17 protein-coding genes are annotated in these 17105 nt (G+C 64.5%); 8 read left to right on the forward strand and 9 right to left on the reverse strand.

The window, feature by feature from the left end; translation table 11 throughout:
- Together X727_RS159935 and X727_RS159930 are read left to right on the forward strand one after the other, a co-directional pair.
- On the forward strand, positions 1-2289 hold the full coding sequence (locus X727_RS159935) for a response regulator (RefSeq protein WP_023817162.1): 2289 nt from the start codon (positions 1-3) through the stop codon (positions 2287-2289).
- Between the two features lie 253 nt (positions 2290-2542).
- Positions 2543-3430: a GNAT family N-acetyltransferase gene (locus X727_RS159930; protein ID WP_031203911.1), complete on the forward strand. Its 888-nt coding sequence runs from the start codon at positions 2543-2545 to the stop codon at positions 3428-3430.
- A gap of 86 nt (positions 3431-3516) precedes the next feature.
- Here X727_RS159930 and X727_RS159925 read toward each other — a convergent pair whose 3' ends face one another.
- A complete protein-coding gene (locus X727_RS159925; RefSeq protein ID WP_023744087.1) occupies positions 3517-4149 on the reverse strand; it encodes a trimeric intracellular cation channel family protein in 633 nt (210 codons plus the stop codon).
- A gap of 140 nt (positions 4150-4289) precedes the next feature.
- Positions 4290-4919, reverse strand: a complete 630-nt coding sequence (gene grpE / locus X727_RS159920) for a nucleotide exchange factor GrpE (RefSeq protein WP_023691975.1) — start codon at positions 4917-4919, stop codon at positions 4290-4292.
- A 259-nt stretch (positions 4920-5178) separates the two neighbouring features.
- Between grpE and X727_RS159915 the strand changes: the two genes are divergently transcribed.
- Both X727_RS159915 and X727_RS159910 read left to right on the forward strand, forming a co-directional pair.
- On the forward strand, positions 5179-5379 hold the full coding sequence (locus X727_RS159915) for a hypothetical protein (protein ID WP_023669766.1): 201 nt from the start codon (positions 5179-5181) through the stop codon (positions 5377-5379).
- A gap of 84 nt (positions 5380-5463) precedes the next feature.
- Positions 5464-6486, forward strand: a complete 1023-nt coding sequence (locus tag X727_RS159910) for a fatty acid desaturase (RefSeq protein WP_023691976.1) — start codon at positions 5464-5466, stop codon at positions 6484-6486.
- Between the two features lie 255 nt (positions 6487-6741).
- Here X727_RS159910 and X727_RS159905 read toward each other — a convergent pair whose 3' ends face one another.
- From X727_RS159905 to cysG, 5 genes are all read right to left on the reverse strand, one after another.
- Positions 6742-7275, reverse strand: a complete 534-nt coding sequence (locus X727_RS159905) for a DUF934 domain-containing protein (RefSeq protein ID WP_023833676.1) — start codon at positions 7273-7275, stop codon at positions 6742-6744.
- 117 nt (positions 7276-7392) lie between these two features.
- Positions 7393-8157, reverse strand: coding sequence for a phosphoadenylyl-sulfate reductase (locus X727_RS159900; protein WP_023833677.1), 765 nt, complete (start codon positions 8155-8157; stop codon positions 7393-7395).
- The gene (locus tag X727_RS159895) at positions 8132-9802 is read right to left on the reverse strand and encodes a nitrite/sulfite reductase (protein ID WP_023683051.1); all 1671 of its coding nucleotides are present in this window, start codon (positions 9800-9802) and stop codon (positions 8132-8134) included. Before X727_RS159895 ends, X727_RS159900 begins: the two co-directional genes overlap by 26 nt.
- A 35-nt stretch (positions 9803-9837) precedes the next feature.
- Complete coding sequence (locus X727_RS159890; protein WP_023833678.1) at positions 9838-10131, reverse strand: DUF2849 domain-containing protein; 294 nt, start codon at positions 10129-10131, stop codon at positions 9838-9840.
- Positions 10128-11579: a siroheme synthase CysG gene (gene cysG, locus X727_RS159885; RefSeq protein ID WP_023833679.1), complete on the reverse strand. Its 1452-nt coding sequence runs from the start codon at positions 11577-11579 to the stop codon at positions 10128-10130. Before cysG ends, X727_RS159890 begins: the two co-directional genes overlap by 4 nt.
- On the opposite strand from cysG, the gene X727_RS1000000167755 reads away from it, so the two are divergent.
- The 3 genes from X727_RS1000000167755 (at position 11578) to ybaL (ending at position 14380) form a co-directional block, all read left to right on the forward strand.
- On the forward strand, positions 11578-11832 hold the full coding sequence (locus tag X727_RS1000000167755; RefSeq protein ID WP_155923522.1) for a hypothetical protein: 255 nt from the start codon (positions 11578-11580) through the stop codon (positions 11830-11832). The two genes, cysG and X727_RS1000000167755, sit on opposite strands and share 2 nt — an antisense overlap.
- 165 nt (positions 11833-11997) lie before the next feature.
- Positions 11998-12450 (forward strand): host attachment family protein, encoded by a 453-nt coding sequence (locus X727_RS159880; RefSeq protein WP_023686586.1) that lies wholly within the window; start codon positions 11998-12000, stop codon positions 12448-12450.
- 184 nt (positions 12451-12634) lie between these two features.
- Positions 12635-14380 (forward strand): YbaL family putative K(+) efflux transporter, encoded by a 1746-nt coding sequence (gene ybaL / locus X727_RS0133345; protein WP_031203914.1) that lies wholly within the window; start codon positions 12635-12637, stop codon positions 14378-14380.
- A gap of 63 nt (positions 14381-14443) precedes the next feature.
- Here ybaL and X727_RS159875 read toward each other — a convergent pair whose 3' ends face one another.
- On the reverse strand, positions 14444-15253 hold the full coding sequence (locus X727_RS159875) for a helix-turn-helix transcriptional regulator (RefSeq protein WP_023833680.1): 810 nt from the start codon (positions 15251-15253) through the stop codon (positions 14444-14446).
- Between the two features lie 111 nt (positions 15254-15364).
- On the opposite strand from X727_RS159875, the gene X727_RS159870 reads away from it, so the two are divergent.
- A complete protein-coding gene (locus X727_RS159870; RefSeq protein ID WP_023833681.1) occupies positions 15365-16285 on the forward strand; it encodes a zinc-binding dehydrogenase in 921 nt (306 codons plus the stop codon).
- A gap of 15 nt (positions 16286-16300) precedes the next feature.
- On the opposite strand, the gene X727_RS159865 is transcribed toward X727_RS159870, so the two are convergent.
- A complete protein-coding gene (locus X727_RS159865) occupies positions 16301-17053 on the reverse strand; it encodes an SDR family oxidoreductase (protein WP_023686590.1) in 753 nt (250 codons plus the stop codon).
- Positions 17054-17105: the final 52 nt, after the last annotated feature.

Genomic DNA, 17105 nt, shown 5'->3' on the forward strand with positions numbered 1-17105 from the left:
ATGATCGCGGAGTCCGCCAGGAAAGAGAAGAGCCGCGCCGAAAGCATCGACGGGCCGAACCCGGCGACGCCCAAGCGGCAGCATGTTGCCGCGCCGCCGCTGGCGCCGGATTTGCCGCGCCCCACGTCCGAGGGCCTGCCGTTCCTGACGGTGGTCGCCAGTGTCGTGCTGGCGGGCCTCTCCCACCTCACCGGTGCGCCGATCTTCATCACCCTCGGCCTGCTGGCGACAGGCGTTGCCGGCGTCGCCATGCACCTGCGCAACCGCCGCACCGTCCACCGCGCGACGGCCTTGCTCGACGAAACCGCCGCGCGCAGCCGCGCCGAGATCGAGACGCTGGCCGACCGCATGTGGGAGATGCAGGAGAGCGAGGAGCGTTTTCGCGGGCTGATCGATGCGCTCGGCGATCTCGTCGTCCACCGCGACCGCGACGGCCACATCGTCTATGCCAACATGGTTTTCGCCGGCCTCGTCGGAACCGATCAGCGCGACCTTGCCGGCAGGACTCTGGCCGACCTCGGCATCGATGTCGGTATCGTTCCCGACGCCGCCTTTTCGGATCACGAATGCCTGAGTTCCACCGACGTCTCCATCCGCACGCCGAACGGTCCGCGCTGGTTCTCGTGGATCGAACTGTCGGTGCGCGACAAGGATAGCGGCGCCGTCTCGCACCGGGCGATTGCCCGTGACATCACCGCCCGCAAGCGCGCCGAATCCTCGTTGATCACCGCGCGCGAGCGCGCCGAATATGCCAGCCAGGCCAAGTCGCGCTTCCTCGCCACCGTCAGCCATGAGATCCGCACGCCGATGAACGGCATCATGGGCATGGCCAAGCTACTGGCCGACACCAATCTGTCGCCCGAGCAGCGCACCTATGTCGGCGCCGTCTCGACCTCGGCCAGCGCGCTTTTGGCGCTCATCGAAGACCTGCTCGACTATTCCAAGATCGAGGCCGGCCGCTTCGACCCGGAACCGCAGCCGACATCGTTGCGTGAAATTGCCGACAACATCATCGAACTGATGGCGGCGAAAGCCTTCGCCAAGAACATCGGCCTCGGCTGTCATGTCGAGCCCGACGTGCCACAGATGATCATGGCCGATCCGGGAAGAGTCAGGCAGGTGCTGCTCAACCTGATCGGCAATGCGATCAAGTTCACCGACACCGGCGGCGTGCTGGTTTCGGTTGCACGGGCCCGCACCGAGACCAGCGACCGCATCTGCTTCACCGTCGCCGACACCGGCCCTGGCCTGCGCGAAGAGGATATGGAGCGCATCTTCGAGGAGTTCGAACAGTCCGACGGCACCTCGACCCGCACCCATGGCGGCGCCGGCCTCGGTCTGGCCATATCGAGGCGCCTGGTCGCCGCCATGGGCGGTGCCATTTCGGTGTCGAGCCGGCTTGGCGAGGGATCGGAATTCGTCTTCGAGATCCCGGCCGCAGGAGCAACCGAAGCACCGCAGAACCGGCAGAACATCCTCGCCGGCCGGCGCGCCGTGATCGTGTCGAAGAACGCCGTCGAGGCGGACGCCATCGCCCGCACCATCCGCGCCCATGGCGGCGCCGTCGACGTCGCCGCAACCGCTTCCCAGGCGACGCCCTTCGCCGAACATTGCGATGTGCTGTTGATCGACGCGGCCCTGGAGGACGGCGACGGCAGACTGCTCAAGCGCCTGCGCCAGAGTGGCTTTGCCGATTGCGAGGCGATCACGCTGATCGCGCCGACCGACCGCGGCATGCTTGGCGAATTCCGCACCAGCGGCTACGCCACCTTCTTGGCGAGGCCGGTGCGCGGCGAAACCCTGCTGCGCGTGCTGCTGACCAGTCATGCCCCTGCCTTGCCGCCGCCCAAGCCGGAAAAGACCGGCGCGTCCTCGCTTCGTGCCCATGGCGGGCGCCAGCAAGGTTTGTCGGTGCTGATCGCCGAAGACAACGACATCAACGCCATGCTTGCCCGCGCCACGCTTTTGAAGGCGGGACATCGCGTGAAAGTGGTCGGCAATGGCAAGGCCGCGGTCGAGGCGGTGACCGAAGCCGGGCTGAAAAATCGCTTCGATGTGGTGCTGATGGATTTGCACATGCCGGTCATGGACGGGCTGGACGCGATCGCCGCCATCCGCCGCCACGAGGAGGAAATGGCTGTGCCGCCGGTTCCGATCATGGTGCTTTCGGCCGACAGCCAGGAAAAGACCCGCCACACCGTGCTCGCCCATGGCGCCAGCGGCTTTGTCACCAAGCCGCTCGATCCCGACGCGCTGGTCCATGCCGTCGAGGGCCAGGTGGCCGCCTGAATTCATGTCCCTCAAAAGTGGCCCCGGTTTTGAGAAGACGACATGCACAAAACAAAGACAGAAGCGCGTCGCGTGAATCGTCCCAGCGCGACGCGACGCTGGCGCAATCCTCGCGTCACGTAGGTAGCCGAATGAGGGTTTTCGCCAGCCGACGAAGTATTGCCCGTCGCGCCGTATCACGGTACTGTCACAATCCTGTTGCACCTACACCGTATCCCCGTGCCAAGAGGGATGGCTCGAAGGAGAATCACTCGTGCATACAGTTATGCCGGAATGTGACACTCGGCCCAGCGCAGGCGGCGCTTTGCTCGCCGCGCGGAACGCCGATGCCGTCGCAACAGGCGCACCGCTGGGCCGTATCGGCAATCTCGAAGTGCGGCTTGCCCGCAATGAGGCCGAGATCGCCGCCGCGCAGGAAGTGCGCTACCGGGTGTTTTATGACGAGCTTGGCGCCAGGAAGGACCTGTTCCAGGCGCAGGACCGGCGCGACGCCGACCGCTTCGACCCGCTGTGCGACCATCTGCTGGTGCTTGACACCTCGATCTCCGGCCCCGAGCATCGCCGCATCGTCGGCACTTACCGCCTGCTGCGGCAAGAGATTGCGGCGACCGCCGGCGGCTTCTATTCCGAAGGCGAGTTCGAACTGACCAAGCTGATCGCCCGCCATCCCGGCCAGCGCTTCCTTGAGCTCGGCCGCTCCTGCGTGCTGCCGGAATACCGCTCGAAGCGCACCATCGAGGCGCTGTGGCAAGGCATCTGGGCCTACATCAACCACTATGAGATCGGCGTGATGACCGGTTGTGCCTCGTTCCCTGGCACGGTGCCGGCTGCGCATGCCGAGGCGCTCACCTACCTTGCCCATCACTGCCGGACCAACTCCGCCTGGGATGTGCGGGCGGTCTCCGGGCGCTATTGCTCGATGGACCTGATGCCGATCGAGGCGGTCAACGCCAAGGCGGCGATCGCGGCCATGCCGCCGTTGGTCAAGGGCTATCTGCGCGTCGGCGCCCGCATCGGCGACGGCTGCGTCATCGACCGTGAGTTCTCCACGGTCGATGTGTTCGTGGTGATGCCGGTCAAGGAAATCGGCGCCCGCTACGTCAACTATTATGGCGGGGAAGTGCAGCGCTTTGCGGCGTGAGGCAGTAGGCAGTAGGCAGTAGGCAGTAGTGAAGGCTGCCGCGAATTGCTGACTACCGACTATTCCCTATTCCCTAATCCCTCTCCCTACGGAATATCCTCCGGTCGCCGTCCCGGGCGGCTCTTGTAGGACGGAAAGGTCCAGCCGAATTTCAGCGCGCCGCCGCGCACCAGGAAAGCCGCGACGAAGCCGGCGACATCCGAGGCGAGCGGTGGCAGGCCGGCAAGATCGCCAAGTGTGTAGAGGCCGGCGCCCGCGAGTGCGGCGGTGACGTAGATTTCGGGCCTGAGCAGCACCGATGGCTCGCCGGCCAGCAGATCGCGCAGGATGCCGCCGAACGTAGCTGTCAGCACGCCCATAACAACGGAGACGACCGGCGAGCCGGTGATGGCCAGCCCCTTGGCCGCGCCCATTACGGAAAAGGCCGCCAATCCGATGGCGTCGAGCCAGAGCAGCCATTTCCAGCGGGATTCGACGCGGTGAGCGATGAAGAAGACCAGCACCGCAACCGCCGCGCAAACCAGCACATAGCCGGAGTTGGCGACCCAAAAGACGGGCAGGTTGAGGATGACGTCGCGAAGCGTGCCGCCGCCAATGCCGGTGACGCTGGCCAGAAACAGGAAGCCGATAATGTCGAGCTGCTTGCGCGAAGCCGCCAACGCCCCGGTCGCGGCAAAGACGGCGACGCCGGCATAGTCGAGGAGGTCGATGGGTGTCAGGGACATGAGGTAGTAGGGATTGGGAATTAGGGAAAGTATGAATAACACGAAGCCGCGCGATTGATACGCCTGCCTATTCCCTATTCCCTATTCCCTATTCCCTATTCCCTATTCCCTATGCCCTACTGGCTATTCCCTACTCACGCATCCTTCTCGGCCTGCTCGTTCACCGGCCCCGGCTCGACCGGCGCTTCGGTGGCCGCGATCTTGGGGCCGCCCTTGGCGACCCCGACCATGGCCGGCCGCAGCACGCGCTCGCCGATCGAATAGCCCGGCTGCACGACCTGGACGACGGTGTTGGCCGGCACATCTGGATTGGGCACTTCGAACATCGCCTGGTGGAAATTCGGGTCGAACTTCTCACCTTCCGGCTCAAGCTTCTTCACCCCATGCCGTTCCAGCGTCGACAGCATGGCGCGCTCGGTGATCTCGACGCCGTCGATCAGCGCCTTGAAGCCGGCATCTCCGGCCGCTTTCGCCTCGGCGGGGATAGCATCGAGCGCGCGGCGCAGATTGTCCGACACCGACAGCATGTCGCGGGCGAAATTGGCCACCGCATAGGCGCGCGCATCATGCACGTCGCGGGCGGTGCGGCGGCGCAGATTCTCCATCTCGGCTGCGACGCGCAGCGCGCGGTCCTTCAGCTCCTCGTTTTCCTTCAGCAACCGCACCAGCGCTTCATAGTCGCCGTCGATGCCGCCTTGCGTGCGCTCGGCCTCGGCCGTTTCGATATCCTCGGGCGCGCGTTCGTCTTTTGTCTGGTCGCTCATCGCCATTTCCCGTCATTCGAATGGTTTGGATTTGCGCCCGATATCGAGGTTTGGCGGCCAAAAATCAAGGGGCAAGCCCAGGAGGACGCCCCACAGCAGGCAATGTTGCGGGCAGCCCGTCGGACTTGGTGCGGGACGCAAGGACGTTCAAAATTAATTCAAACTTTACCGTAACGGCAGCCTTTGCTTGCCAATACCCCGCTATGGGGAACCATTCAAAGCTTGGAGGAGTTTTGAAACCGACACAGGATTTGAGACAATGGACCGCAATACTGGCAACAGAAGCGAAGAGCTCGCCGCCGACATCAGGCGCCAGTTCGGCACCGAGGCGACGACGCGCTTCTTGCGCACCTTGCCGGCCTTCCGCACCGAGGCCGACATTCCCGCCCGTTTCCGGGACCTGCTCGACCGGCTGGACGGCATAGAAGCCAGCATGGCCGGCGGCCAACGCCGTCAATAGCGATGCTATCGCGCGACAATTACGCGCAGTAATTTTGCGTGAGCTTTTCCTTGCGGCAGCGGGACGCCCCGCCTATGCTTCCTGATGAACATGATTTCCCCCGAGACGGCCGCCAACAGCAAGCGCGCCTGGTTGAAGATCCTGGCGCGCTACAAGAAGCCCGACCGGCGACGCAGCACTCTTGAACTCGCCATCACCCTTATTCCTTTCGTTACGCTGTGGGCGCTGTCTTCGGCAGCCTATTCCTATGGCCACTGGTGGGGCTTGATCCTGATCCTTCCCGCCGCCGGTTTTCTGGTGCGGATCTTCATGATCCAGCACGATTGCGGCCACGGCTCCTTCTTCGCCAACCGCACTGCCGACGACTGGATCGGCCGCGCGCTCGGCGTGCTGACGCTGACCCCTTACGATTGCTGGCGGCGCGCGCACGCCACCCATCACGCCAGCGCCGGCAATCTTGACGAGCGCGGCATGGGCGATATCAGGACGTTGACGGTTGCTGAATACCGGCAGCTGTCTTGGCGGGGACGCCTTGCCTATCGTCTCTACCGCCATCCCCTGGTGATGTTCGGCCTTGGCCCGATCTGGCTGTTCATCTTCGAGCAGAGGCTGCCGGTCGGCATGATGCGCGGCGGCCTGACGCCCTGGGTGTCGTCGATGACCACCAATCTCGGCATCGCGGTCGCGGCAGCGCTGCTTATCTGGCTGGTCGGCCCCGGCGCTTTCCTGATCGTCCATTTGCCGATCGTGATCCTGGCCGGATCGGCCGGAATCTGGCTGTTCTACGTCCAGCACCAGTTCGAGGAGACGGAATGGGCGAAGGACGAAGAGTGGGAATTCCAGCGTGCCGCCCTGCACGGCTCGTCCTATTATGATTTGCCGCCGGTGCTGAACTGGTTCACCGGCAATATCGGCGTCCATCACGTGCACCATCTCTCGGCCAAGGTGCCGGGCTACCGGCTGCAGGAAGTGCTGCGCGACTATCCCGAACTGCGCGGCATCGGCCGCGTCACGCTTCTCGACAGCCTGCGCTGCGTCAAGCTGGCGTTGTGGGACGAGAACCGCCGCAAGCTGATCTCGTTTCGCGAAGCGCGGGCCTTGGCCTAAAAGCAATTCCAGCAAAGTGTGAGGCGGTTTTCCGGGCTTTCGCTTGGGAATGCCGTAAGACAAANTCCTCGCGCATCCAGACCTTGCAGCCCTGATCATGTCAGGCGCCTTTTCGGCGATCATGATGGACGGTGCATTGGTGTTGCCGCCGATGAGCGCCGATTCCTCCCTCGCGCCCGGCGGATATTTCCGTCCGGACAGCCAGGAGAAGGCCCGATCACAGTCTTTGTAAAGACAGGCGAAATTACCGCTGCGTCAGCTGTTGCGAACGCGCCGCCAGGAGTATTTCGGCCCCTTCGGCTCCGACGCTTCGGTCGGCTGATAGTAAAGGCCCAGCCCGCCTGTGCGGCCTTCTTCGAGGCGCTTCAGCAGAACCGGGTTGGAGATCTCGAACTCGTCGAAGCCGAGGCGCAGCATATGCGGCAGCTGGTCGACGAGCACCTGGCCCGTGGCGCGGACCGCGCCCTCGAAATGGTAGCGGTTGCGCAGCAATTCGCCCTTGGAAAACGAGCGGCCGTCGCTGAAGGCCGGAAAGGCCAGCGCCACCAGCGACAGCTGGTCGAGCAGATCCACGATCTTTTCCAGCTGGTCGCCCGGCAGCAGTGCGACGCCCAGCCGCTCCTTGGCCGAGCGCCGCACCTCGGCATCGAGGCCGAGAAATGCCTGCAACGGCAGGATGAAGCGGCCATTGCCCGCCGGTGCATCCGCACTTTCGGCATGTGTCCACTCGTCTTCGCGAAAACCCGTCGGGGTCCAGAGGCGGGTCTCCGCTGTGGTCTGTTCAGTCATAGAAAATTCCTAAAGCCCTAAAAATCGAAAGTCCGCGAAAGCCGGTCCACACGAAACCGGCGGCCTCCGAGCGGAAGCCGCCGCTGCAGGCCAGCCTCACCTGAATATCACCATAGCTTAAAGGGATGCGTCGGTCAGCGACACTTCCAGTCCCGACAGATGGATGCCGCACTCGGTCTTGGCATGACCGGCCCAGCGTCCGCTTCGCGCATCCTCGCCCGGCTGCACCGGCTGCGTGCATGGGAAGCAGCCGATCGACAGATAGCCGTACGCAACCAGCGGATTTTCGCGCAGCGCATGCGCGCGCATGTAGTCAGCCTGGTCGGATGTCGTCCAGTGCGCCAGCGGATTGACGCGTACGCGCGGGCCGACCGCCTCGAACACCGGCAGCGCGGCTCGCGTCGCCGCCTGGAAGCGCTTGCGGCCGGTCAGCCAGGCCCGGAAGGGGGCGACGCCGCGCGCCAGCGGCTCGACCTTGCGCACGTCGCAGCAGGCATCGGTGTTGCTCTGGTGCAGATTGCCGGTCGGATCGACCCGCTCGAGCGCCGCGTCTTCGGGCTTGATCACCCTGATGTTGGTCAGCCCGAAATCGGCGACCAGCGCATCGCGATAGCCCAGCGTCTCTTCGAAATGCTTGCCGGTGTCTAGGAAAATGACCGGCAGCGTGCGGTCGACCTTGGCGATCATATGCAGCAGGACGGCGGAATCCGCGCCGAAGGACGACACGGCGGCGATCTCGTCACGAAACAATTCGCTCGCCGCGCGTTCGATGATGTCGAGCGGGCTCAGATGTCCATACAGCGCGTCGAAGCCCGCCGCTTTGGCGGCGATGCTGTCGTCGACGTCGACGATGCGGTCAAGCGGCCTTGGTTTCGCCAGCATAGAGCGCCTCCTTGAACGGCGCGGGACCGACACGGCGGTAGGCGTCGATAAAACGTTCACTGGGACCGAGCCGAAGGCCGAGATAGGTGTCGACGATCTGCTCGATGGCGTCCGTGATCTCTTCCGAAGAGAAGCCGCGGCCGATGATTTCGCCAACCGAGGTGTTCTCGTCGGCCGATCCGCCAAGCGTCACCTGGTAGAGTTCGGAGCCTTTCTTCTCGACGCCGAGGATACCGATATGGCCGACATGGTGATGTCCGCAGGCATTGATGCAGCCGGAAATCTTCAGCTTCAATTCGCCGATCTCGCGCTGCCGCTCAAGCGAGGCGAAGCGAAGCGAAATCTCCTGCGCGATCGGGATCGAGCGCGCTGTCGCCAGCGCGCAATAATCGAGGCCAGGGCACGCGATGATGTCGCTGATCAGGTTGGAATTGGCCGTCGCGAGGCCAATGTCGACCAAAGCGTCGTAGACCGCTTTCAAATCGGCGCGCGCCACATGCGGCAGGATCAGGTTCTGCTCATGGCTGACGCGCAGTTCGTCGAACGCGTATTTCTCGGCGATGTCGGCGACCGCTTCCATCTGGCTGTCGGTGGCATCGCCCGGCACTTCGCCGATACCTTTCAGCGAAATCGTCACCGCGGCATAGTCGGGATGGCGATGCGTCACGACATTCTGGTCGAGCCAATCCGAGAAGCTTTTGGAATCGAGCCGCGCCAGCTTGATCGCCGCGTCGCCTTCCGGCCGGGCGGTCAGTGCCGGCGGCGCGAAATAGGCGTCGATGGCACGGATGTCGGCTTCCGGCAGCTTCAGCTCGGCGTCCTTCAGCTCCTGCCATTCGGCCTCGACCTGGCGGGTGATTTCCTCGACGCCGGTCTCGTGGACGAGGATCTTGATGCGCGCCTTGTACTTGTTGTCGCGGCGGCCATAGAGGTTGTAGACGCGCAGGATCGCCGTGCAGTAGGACAGCAGGTCGGCTTCCGGCAGGAAGTCGCGGATCTTGCGCGCCACCATCGGCGTGCGGCCCTGGCCGCCACCGACATAGACGGCAAAGCCGAGCTCGCCGGCGGCGTTCTTCTTCAGATGCAGACCGATATCATGCGTCTGGATGGCGGCGCGGTCGCGCTCGGCCCCGGTCACCGCGATCTTGAACTTGCGCGGCAGGAACGAGAATTCCGGATGCACAGACGACCATTGCCGCAGGATCTCGGCATAGGGGCGCGGATCAGCGACCTCGTCGGCGGCGGCGCCGGCAAAGTGATCGGCGGTGACGTTGCGGATGCAATTGCCGCTGGTCTGGATGGCATGCATCTCGACGCTGGCGAGATCGGCCAGGATCGCCGGAATGTCGGACAGCGCCGGCCAGTTGAACTGGATGTTCTGGCGCGTGGTGAAGTGGCCGTAGCCCTTGTCGTATTTGCGCGCGATGTGGCCGAGCATGCGCAGTTGCGCGCTGTTCAGCGTGCCATAGGGCACCGCGATGCGCAGCATGTAGGCGTGCAGCTGCAGGTAGACGCCGTTCATCAGCCGCAGCGGCCGGAACTGATCCTCGGTGATCTCGCCGGACAGCCGGCGTTCGACCTGGTCGCTGAACTCGGCGACGCGGGCCTGGACAAAATCGTGGTCGAACTCATCGTAGCGGTACATGTTTCGTCTTTCAGGGCGCGTCCGCCCGTATTTTGTTACGCTGCCCGCGCAGCCTGCTTGCCCAGATCTTCCCGGATGGTCGGGCCGGCGGCGCGGATCTTTTCGCGCAGCCGCACCGGCACGACGATGCCATTGACGACTTCAGCGTCGATCAGATTGACGTCGACAACCTGATTGTTGGCGTTGGCCTTGGCGCCGATTGCTTCCAGCCTGTCCTCTGCCGCTTGGTCATGGGCAAGGTCGGCATGCTCGACCGTCTCGGCCCAGCCACCATCGGCGTACCAGACGGCGATGCCGTCGGAGAGGCGGTTTGCGGTCAGTATCTTCATGGCTCGACCTCTGCGTCGGCCGCGTTGGCGGCGCCCTCATGACTATGAGCCGCGAGCGGCTCGGAACGTTCAAAGTTGGCGCCGGCAACCGCGTCGCCGATGATGGTCATCACCGGACCGGTCAGATCGGCGCGCGCTTCCAGCGACGGCAAATCGGCCAGCGTGCCGTGGAAACGGCGGCGGTTCTGCAAGCTGGCATTCTCGACCACGGCAACCGCCGTGTCCGGCGACAGGCCGGCCTCGATCAGCCGTCCGGCGACTTCGGCGGCGACCGAGCGGCCCATATAGACGGCGACGGTGGCGCCGGAAATGGCGAGCTTGGCCCAATCCGGCAGCGAATTGCCCTTCAGATCATGGCCGGTGGTGAACACCATCGACGAGGAGACGCCGCGCAGCGTCAGCGGCAGCTCGAAATCGGCGGCGGCGGCAAAGGCGGCGGTGACGCCGGGGACGACATCATAGGCGATGCCGGCATCGCGCAGTGCGGCCATCTCCTCGCCGGCGCGGCCGAACACCAGCGGGTCGCCCGACTTCAGCCGCACGCCGCGCTTGCCCTGCCTGCCAAGATCGACCAGCAGCGCATTGATCTCGGCCTGGCTCTTGGTGTGGCATCCCTTGCGTTTTCCGACCGGCAGCCGCTCGGCGTCGCGGCGGCCCATGGCGACGATCGCCTCCGGCACCAACGCGTCATAGACGATGACGTCGGCTTCCATCAAAAGCCGATGCGCGCGCAGCGTCAGAAGATCCTCAGCACCTGGCCCGGCGCCGACCAGGGCGATATGGCCCGAAGCCGGAGCCTTCGACAGCAACAGATCGGCGGCGGCGTCATGCGCCTGCGAAAGCTCGCCGGCTTCGACGGCGCGCGCCGGTGCACCCTGGAAAAAACTGCTCCAGAACTGGCGGCGGGCGTTGCCTTTCGGCAGCAGCTTTTCGGCGGCACCCCGAAACGAGGCGGCAAGCGCTGCCAGCGGCCCGAGCGACGGCGACAGCATGCGGTCGATGCGGCTGCGCAGCATCTGCGCCAGCACCGGACCGGCGCCTTCCGTGCCGATGGCGATGGCGACCGGGGCGCGGTTGACCAGCGCCGGGGTGAAGAAATCGCACAGCTCCGGCCGGTCGACGGCATTGACCGGAATGCAAAGGCGGCGCGCATCGTCGGCGACGCGGCGGTCGAGCGTCTCGTCGCCGCTGGCGGCAAACACCAGGATCGCGCCTTCGAGATGCGCGGCGTCGTAGGGGGCGTCGATACGGATGGCGCCGGTCGTGGCGATGAAGCTCAGCAATTCGGCGTCGGCAACATCCGCGATGATGCGCAGTGTCGCGCTTGACTGATCAAGCAGCCGCGCCTTGGCCAATGCTTCGCCTCCGCCGCCGACGATGGCCACGGCTTCGCCTTCGACCCGCATGAAGACCGGGAACGCGGTGAGCTTGGGATTGGCGTGCGGCATGACGAACACATTCCGGAACAATTCGGCAGTTTTAGGCGCGGACGCGAAAAAGCTGAAGGAACCCACTCGCGCATCCCCTGACGGGAGGCAATCGGTTTTCCGCAAGCCAAAGGGCCAAGAGAAAAATATTCCACATCCGCATATCAGGCGGATTCAAGCTGCTGCCGCAGGCCTTGTTCTGCGGCTCTTTTATCCGGCAGGCGGCCAAGCTGCAAAATTGTTTTTTCTAAATTCTACTAATTTAGTAGATTAAAGCCGTCACCTCGGACATTGCTCCGATGGACGTTAGATCGGGCTGGATATGGCTGCGTGCGATCTCGGCGAACGAAGTGGAACGTTCCCGCTTCACCACGCGTTCTGCCCCTGCCGTAACAGACAATCGTCGGCTGGATTTGAACCTTCAAGCAGGAGCCCGCAAATGAGCAAGATCAACCTGAAACATGGCCTTCTGGTCATGGTGGCCGATGGCGAGAAAGCGCTGTTCCTGAAGAACGAGGGCGACAATCTCTATCCGCACCTGCAGCTCTTCCAGGAGATGAACCAGGACAATCCGGCAACGCGCGAACAAGGCAGCGACAGTCCCGGCCGCTACAATGACGGCCCCTCCGTGCATCGCAGCGCGGTTGAGGAAACCGACTGGCACCGGCAGGGCAAGGAACGCTTTGCCGAAGAGATCGCGGACCGGCTCTACAAGCTCGCCCATCACGGCATCTTCGACGACATCGTGCTGGTCGCGCCGCCGCTGGTGCTCGGCACCATGCGCAAGAAATTGCACAAGGAAGTCACCGACAAGGTGCAGGCGGAGATCCCAAAGACACTGACCAACCGCCCGCTGATCGACATCGAGGCCATGCTGCAGCAGGCAGCCTGACGCTATCTCATAGATCATTCGCGCGCGCAGCGTTTTCGCTGCGCGCGCCTTTCGTTTTTCGGCGCCTCTGGCCACCAATTTACGTCTCGCGGGTTGCGTCGCCCGCACCCCCTCCACCATATTGCAAAGGCGGCGGCTGCGGGCGGCGCACACCCGACATTTCCCGAAAGGCGCTCCATAGACAATGCCGCATGACACGCCCCTTATCGCCACCATCGTCGCCGGTCTGGGGCTGGCATTCATCTTCGGGGCGCTCGCCAACCGTTTTCGCATCCCGCCGCTGGTCGGCTATCTCGTCGCCGGCGTGCTGGTCGGACCGAACACGCCGGGTTTCGTCGCCGATGCCGGCCTTGCCAATGAGTTGGCCGAAATCGGCGTCATCCTGCTCATGTTCGGCGTCGGCCTGCATTTCTCGCTGAAGGACCTTCTCTCCGTCCGCGCCATCGCCGTACCCGGCGCCATCGTCCAGATCGGCTTTGCCACCGCGCTGGGCGCCGGCCTTGCCTGGATGCTCGGCTGGTCGATGGGCGCCGGCCTGGTCTTCGGCCTGGCGCTTTCCGTCGCGTCCACAGTGGTGCTGTTGCGCGCGTTGCAGGAGCGACGGCTGATCGAGACCGAGCGCGGCCGCATCGCCGTCGGCTGGCTGATCGTCGAGGACCTCGCCATGGTGCTGGCGCTGGTGCTTTTGCCGGCGTTGGCCGGCGTGCTCGGCGGCCAGCCGCAGGTCGATGACCATGCGAGCCTTTTGTCGCTGCCGGCCAGCTACGGCATCTGGGGCGTCGTCGGCCTCACGCTCGCCAAGGTCGCCGCCTTCGTCATCGTCATGCTGGTGGTCGGCCGCCGGGTCATTCCGTGGATCCTGCATTACGTCGCCCATACCGGCTCGCGCGAACTGTTCCGGCTGGCGGTGCTGGCGATCGCGCTCGGCGTCGCATTCGGCGCCGCCAAACTGTTCGGCGTCTCGCTGGCGCTCGGTGCCTTCTTCGCCGGCATGATCATGAGCGAATCCGAGCTCAGCCACCGCGCGGCGGAGGAATCACTGCCGCTGCGCGACGCCTTCTCGGTGCTGTTCTTCGTCTCGGTCGGCATGCTGTTCGATCCGTTCAGCCTGATGAGCAATGGCTGGCCGATCCTGGCGACGCTGGCCATCATCGTCATCGGCAAGTCGCTGGCCGCCTTCGTTATCGTCATCGCCTTCCGCTATCCGCTGGGAACCGCCTTGATGATCTCGGCCAGCCTCGCGCAGATCGGCGAATTCTCCTTCATCCTGGCGGAGCTCGGCGTCGGGCTGAAGCTGTTGCCGCAACAGGGACGCGACCTGATCCTGGCAGGCGCCATCCTGTCGATCCTGGTCAATCCGCTGATGTTCCTCGCCCTCGACTGGATGAAGCCATGGCTGGACGCGCGCGCCGCCAAGGCAGCACCACCGGAAGAGGCCAAGCCGGTCGGCCCGGCGACGCAGCCCGGACAAGTGGCCTCGGTGGCCGCCGCGGCAAAAGAGAATGGCCCACCGCCACGCACAACGCTTTCGGGCCACACCATCCTGATCGGCTACGGCCGCGTCGGCAGCCTGGTCGGCGCGGCGCTGAAACAGGCATCGCTGCCCTTCCTGGTCATCGAGGACGCCGACAAGACGCTGGCGAGGCTCAGAGACGACGGCGTCGAAATCGTCTCCGGCAATGCGGCCAATGGGGGCGTGTTTGCCGCCGCCAATCCGCAGGGGGCCAAACGCTTGATCCTTGCCATCCCCAACGCGTTCGAGGCCGGGCAGATCGTGCTCAGGGCACGCGCCGCGAATCCCGGCATCAACGTCATAGCGAGGGCCCATTCCGATGCCGGGGTCGAGCATCTCAAAGGCCTCGGCGCCGACACCGTCATCATGGGCGAACGCGAGATCGCCCGCGGCATCGTGCAAGAAGTGCTGGAGTAAAAGCCGATGCCGCCGAAGCCATTGAGCCCTCCCCGGCCTGAGGCTTGCCCACAGGCGCGTTGATTACGCCACGAAGGCGGAGCCGCCATTGTATGCGACACTGCTGAGATACTTTGCCGGCGGCTTGCCGAGCGCTTTCTTGAACATGGTGATGAAGGCGGTGACGGAGGCGTAGCCGAGATCGCCCGAAACCTGCTGGACACTCGCACCGGAGGCCAGCTCCCTTATGGCGACGATCAGGTGCAATTGCTGGCGCCAGCGGCCGAAGCTCAGTCCGGTCTCCTTCACCACAAGACGGGCGAGACTGCTTTCTGAGAGCGCGACGCGGCTGGCCCACTCGGCAAGCGTGCTGCGGTCGGCAGGGTCTTGCGCCAACGCATCGGCGATCCGCCGCAAGCGCGGCTCGGCGGAGATCGGCAGATGCAGCTGCTGGACCGGCATGCGCGGCAGTTCGGAGAGCAGGATCGTGGTCAGCAGCACGTCCCTCGCCTCATCCTCCTCCACGCGATCGGCCAGCTCGACGATCAGTTCGCGCAGCAGCGGCGAGATCGACAGCGTGCAGCACCGGTCCGGCAGATCGGCGGCTCCCGGCTCGATATAGACGAAGAAAATCCGCGCATTGGCGGTGGCGATGTTGCTGTGTTCCATACTGCTGGGGATCCACACACCGCAATGCGGCGGCACCATCCACAGACCGCTGGGCACCCGGCATGTGACGCCACCGCCGAGCGCGAAGACGAGCTGGCCCTTGCGGTGCCAATGGGTCGCCACTTCCGCCCTAGTCTCGGTAACCTCGACGCGCACGGCAATCGCAGGTGCCTGCACATCATCGACATCGAAATCGACCCAGGGGTAGCGGAGAGGCTGTCTCACAATTGACCGCTTTTAGCGACTATTCGCCATGATAGCTAAATTCTTTGATGCGGGGAGTCGATAGACTCTGGTTCGTGGCTGGCATGTCACAAACCGGCAGGAAGGCTTCCCATGCGCGCGCTTGTCATCTCTCCCGAGAGCATCACCCGGATCAGTCTCGCCGAGGTCGAGGACCCTCGGCCCCTCCCCAACGAAGCGCTTGTCTGCGTCCACGCAACCTCCTTGAACCGCGGTGAATTGCGCCTGCTCACCATACGCCCGGAAGGCTGGATACCTGGCCAGGACGTGGTTGGAGTAATCAAGCGGGCGGCAGCCGATGGCTCCGGGCCTGCCGTCGGCGCCCGGGTTGTGGCTTTGGTCGACGAGGCCGGCTGGGCCGAACAGGTCGCCGTTCCGACCGACCGCCTCGCCGTCATCCCGGACGAGGTCAGCTTCGGGTCCGCCGCCACGCTTCCGGTCGCGGGCACGACGGCGCTCAGGGTCTTGCGCCATGGCGGCGACCTCGCGGGACAGCAGGTGTTGATCACCGGCGCCAGCGGCGCGGTCGGCCGTTTCCAGATCCAGATCGCCCGCGAGCAAGGCGCCGCGGTGACTGCAATCGCCGCCGCCCGGCACGCCGAGGATCTCCGCGGTCTTGGTGCTCACGAAGTCGTCGAGTCGATCGAACTGGCCGAAGGGCCATTCTCTCTGATCACCGAGTCGGTCGGCGGCCAAAGCCTCGCCCATGCCATCGAACGCGTCGCCCCCGGCGGCACCATCGTCATGTTCGGTTCGAGCAGCGGCGAACTCACGCCGGTTGGCTTCAGACAGTTCGTTCCGGGCCATGAGGGAGCGAGGCTTCAGACTTTCGCCTACTACACATCCGGTCCAGCCATTGGCGCGGACATCGCCTCGCTGCTCGCTCTGGTCGCGGCTGGCCGGCTGGAAACCCGCGTGTACTTGACGTTGCCGTGGACAGACATTGCTCAGGCCCTGGATGCGCTCAGACAGCGCAGCTTCAGCGGCAAGGCTGTTCTCACCATCGCCGGATGAGCAGTCTGTCAGTGCTCAGACGTGCTGGCCGCCATTGATGTGGATTTCCGAGCCCGTCACATAGGACGCCTGCTGCGAGCACAGGAAGAAGATGATGTCGGCGACTTCCGAGGTGGCGCCAAGGCGCCTGAGTGGGATCGTCTCGACGATCTTGTCGGTGCCAGGCGACAGGATCGCGGTGTCGATCTCGCCCGGCGCAATCGCATTGACGCGGATGCCGTGCGGGCCGAAATCATGCGCCATCTCGCGCGTCAGCGAGCCGAGTGCCGCCTTCGAGGTCGCATAGGCGGTGCCGGCGAAAGGATGCACGCGCGTGCCGGCGATCGAGGTGACGTTGACGATCGAGCCTTTTGCTGCAGCAAGCTCCTTGAAGAGGCCCCGCGCGAGCATGATCGGCGCGAAGAAATTCACCTGGAACACATCGCGCCAGACATGCATCGGCGTGTCGATCGAATCCATGCGGCTGTTGCCGTCCTTGAGCTTCGGCGAGATGCCGGCATTGTTGACCAGCGCGTGTAATTGCCCGCCATGCGCTTCCAGCCGGTGACGGATCTCCGAGACGGCGATGCCGACATCCTCCTGGTCGGCGAGATCGACCTTGATGTGGTCCTCCGGGCCGGCCGGCCACGGGCAATCCTCGGCAAAAGCCTGGCGCGAACAGGTGATGACCCGCCAGCCCTCACGCGAAAAGCGCTTGACCGTGGCATGGCCGATGCCGCGGCTGGCTCCGGTCAGCACGATGGTTTTTCTGATGTCGGTCTCAGCCATGTCTGTCACTCCGGCCGGAGATGTAGCCGAATGCCGCGAAGGTGGCGAGAGG

The sequence above is a fragment of the Mesorhizobium sp. L103C105A0 genome, from assembly GCF_000502215.1.
GTDB lineage: Bacteria > Pseudomonadota > Alphaproteobacteria > Rhizobiales > Rhizobiaceae > Mesorhizobium.

Bases quoted from the DNA above. Each gene is read 5' to 3' on its own strand.
- X727_RS159905 (WP_023833676.1), bottom strand. From the start codon at position 7,275: ATGACTGAACAGACCACAGCGGAGACCCGCCTCTGGACCCCGACGGGT.
- X727_RS159895 (WP_023683051.1), bottom strand. From the start codon at position 9,802: ATGTACCGCTACGATGAGTTCGACCACGATTTTGTCCAGGCCCGCGTC.
- X727_RS159865 (WP_023686590.1), bottom strand. From the start codon at position 17,053: ATGGCTGAGACCGACATCAGAAAAACCATCGTGCTGACCGGAGCCAGC.
- X727_RS159880 (WP_023686586.1), top strand. From the start codon at position 11,998: ATGAGCAAGATCAACCTGAAACATGGCCTTCTGGTCATGGTGGCCGAT.
- X727_RS159915 (WP_023669766.1), top strand. From the start codon at position 5,179: ATGGACCGCAATACTGGCAACAGAAGCGAAGAGCTCGCCGCCGACATC.
- X727_RS1000000167755 (WP_155923522.1), top strand. From the start codon at position 11,578: ATGACGAACACATTCCGGAACAATTCGGCAGTTTTAGGCGCGGACGCG.
- X727_RS159890 (WP_023833678.1), bottom strand. From the start codon at position 10,131: ATGAAGATACTGACCGCAAACCGCCTCTCCGACGGCATCGCCGTCTGG.
- X727_RS159910 (WP_023691976.1), top strand. From the start codon at position 5,464: ATGAACATGATTTCCCCCGAGACGGCCGCCAACAGCAAGCGCGCCTGG.
- ybaL (WP_031203914.1), top strand. From the start codon at position 12,635: ATGCCGCATGACACGCCCCTTATCGCCACCATCGTCGCCGGTCTGGGG.
- X727_RS159935 (WP_023817162.1), top strand. From the start codon at position 1: ATGATCGCGGAGTCCGCCAGGAAAGAGAAGAGCCGCGCCGAAAGCATC.
- grpE (WP_023691975.1), bottom strand. From the start codon at position 4,919: ATGAGCGACCAGACAAAAGACGAACGCGCGCCCGAGGATATCGAAACG.
- cysG (WP_023833679.1), bottom strand. From the start codon at position 11,579: ATGCCGCACGCCAATCCCAAGCTCACCGCGTTCCCGGTCTTCATGCGG.
- X727_RS159870 (WP_023833681.1), top strand. From the start codon at position 15,365: ATGCGCGCGCTTGTCATCTCTCCCGAGAGCATCACCCGGATCAGTCTC.
- X727_RS159900 (WP_023833677.1), bottom strand. From the start codon at position 8,157: ATGCTGGCGAAACCAAGGCCGCTTGACCGCATCGTCGACGTCGACGAC.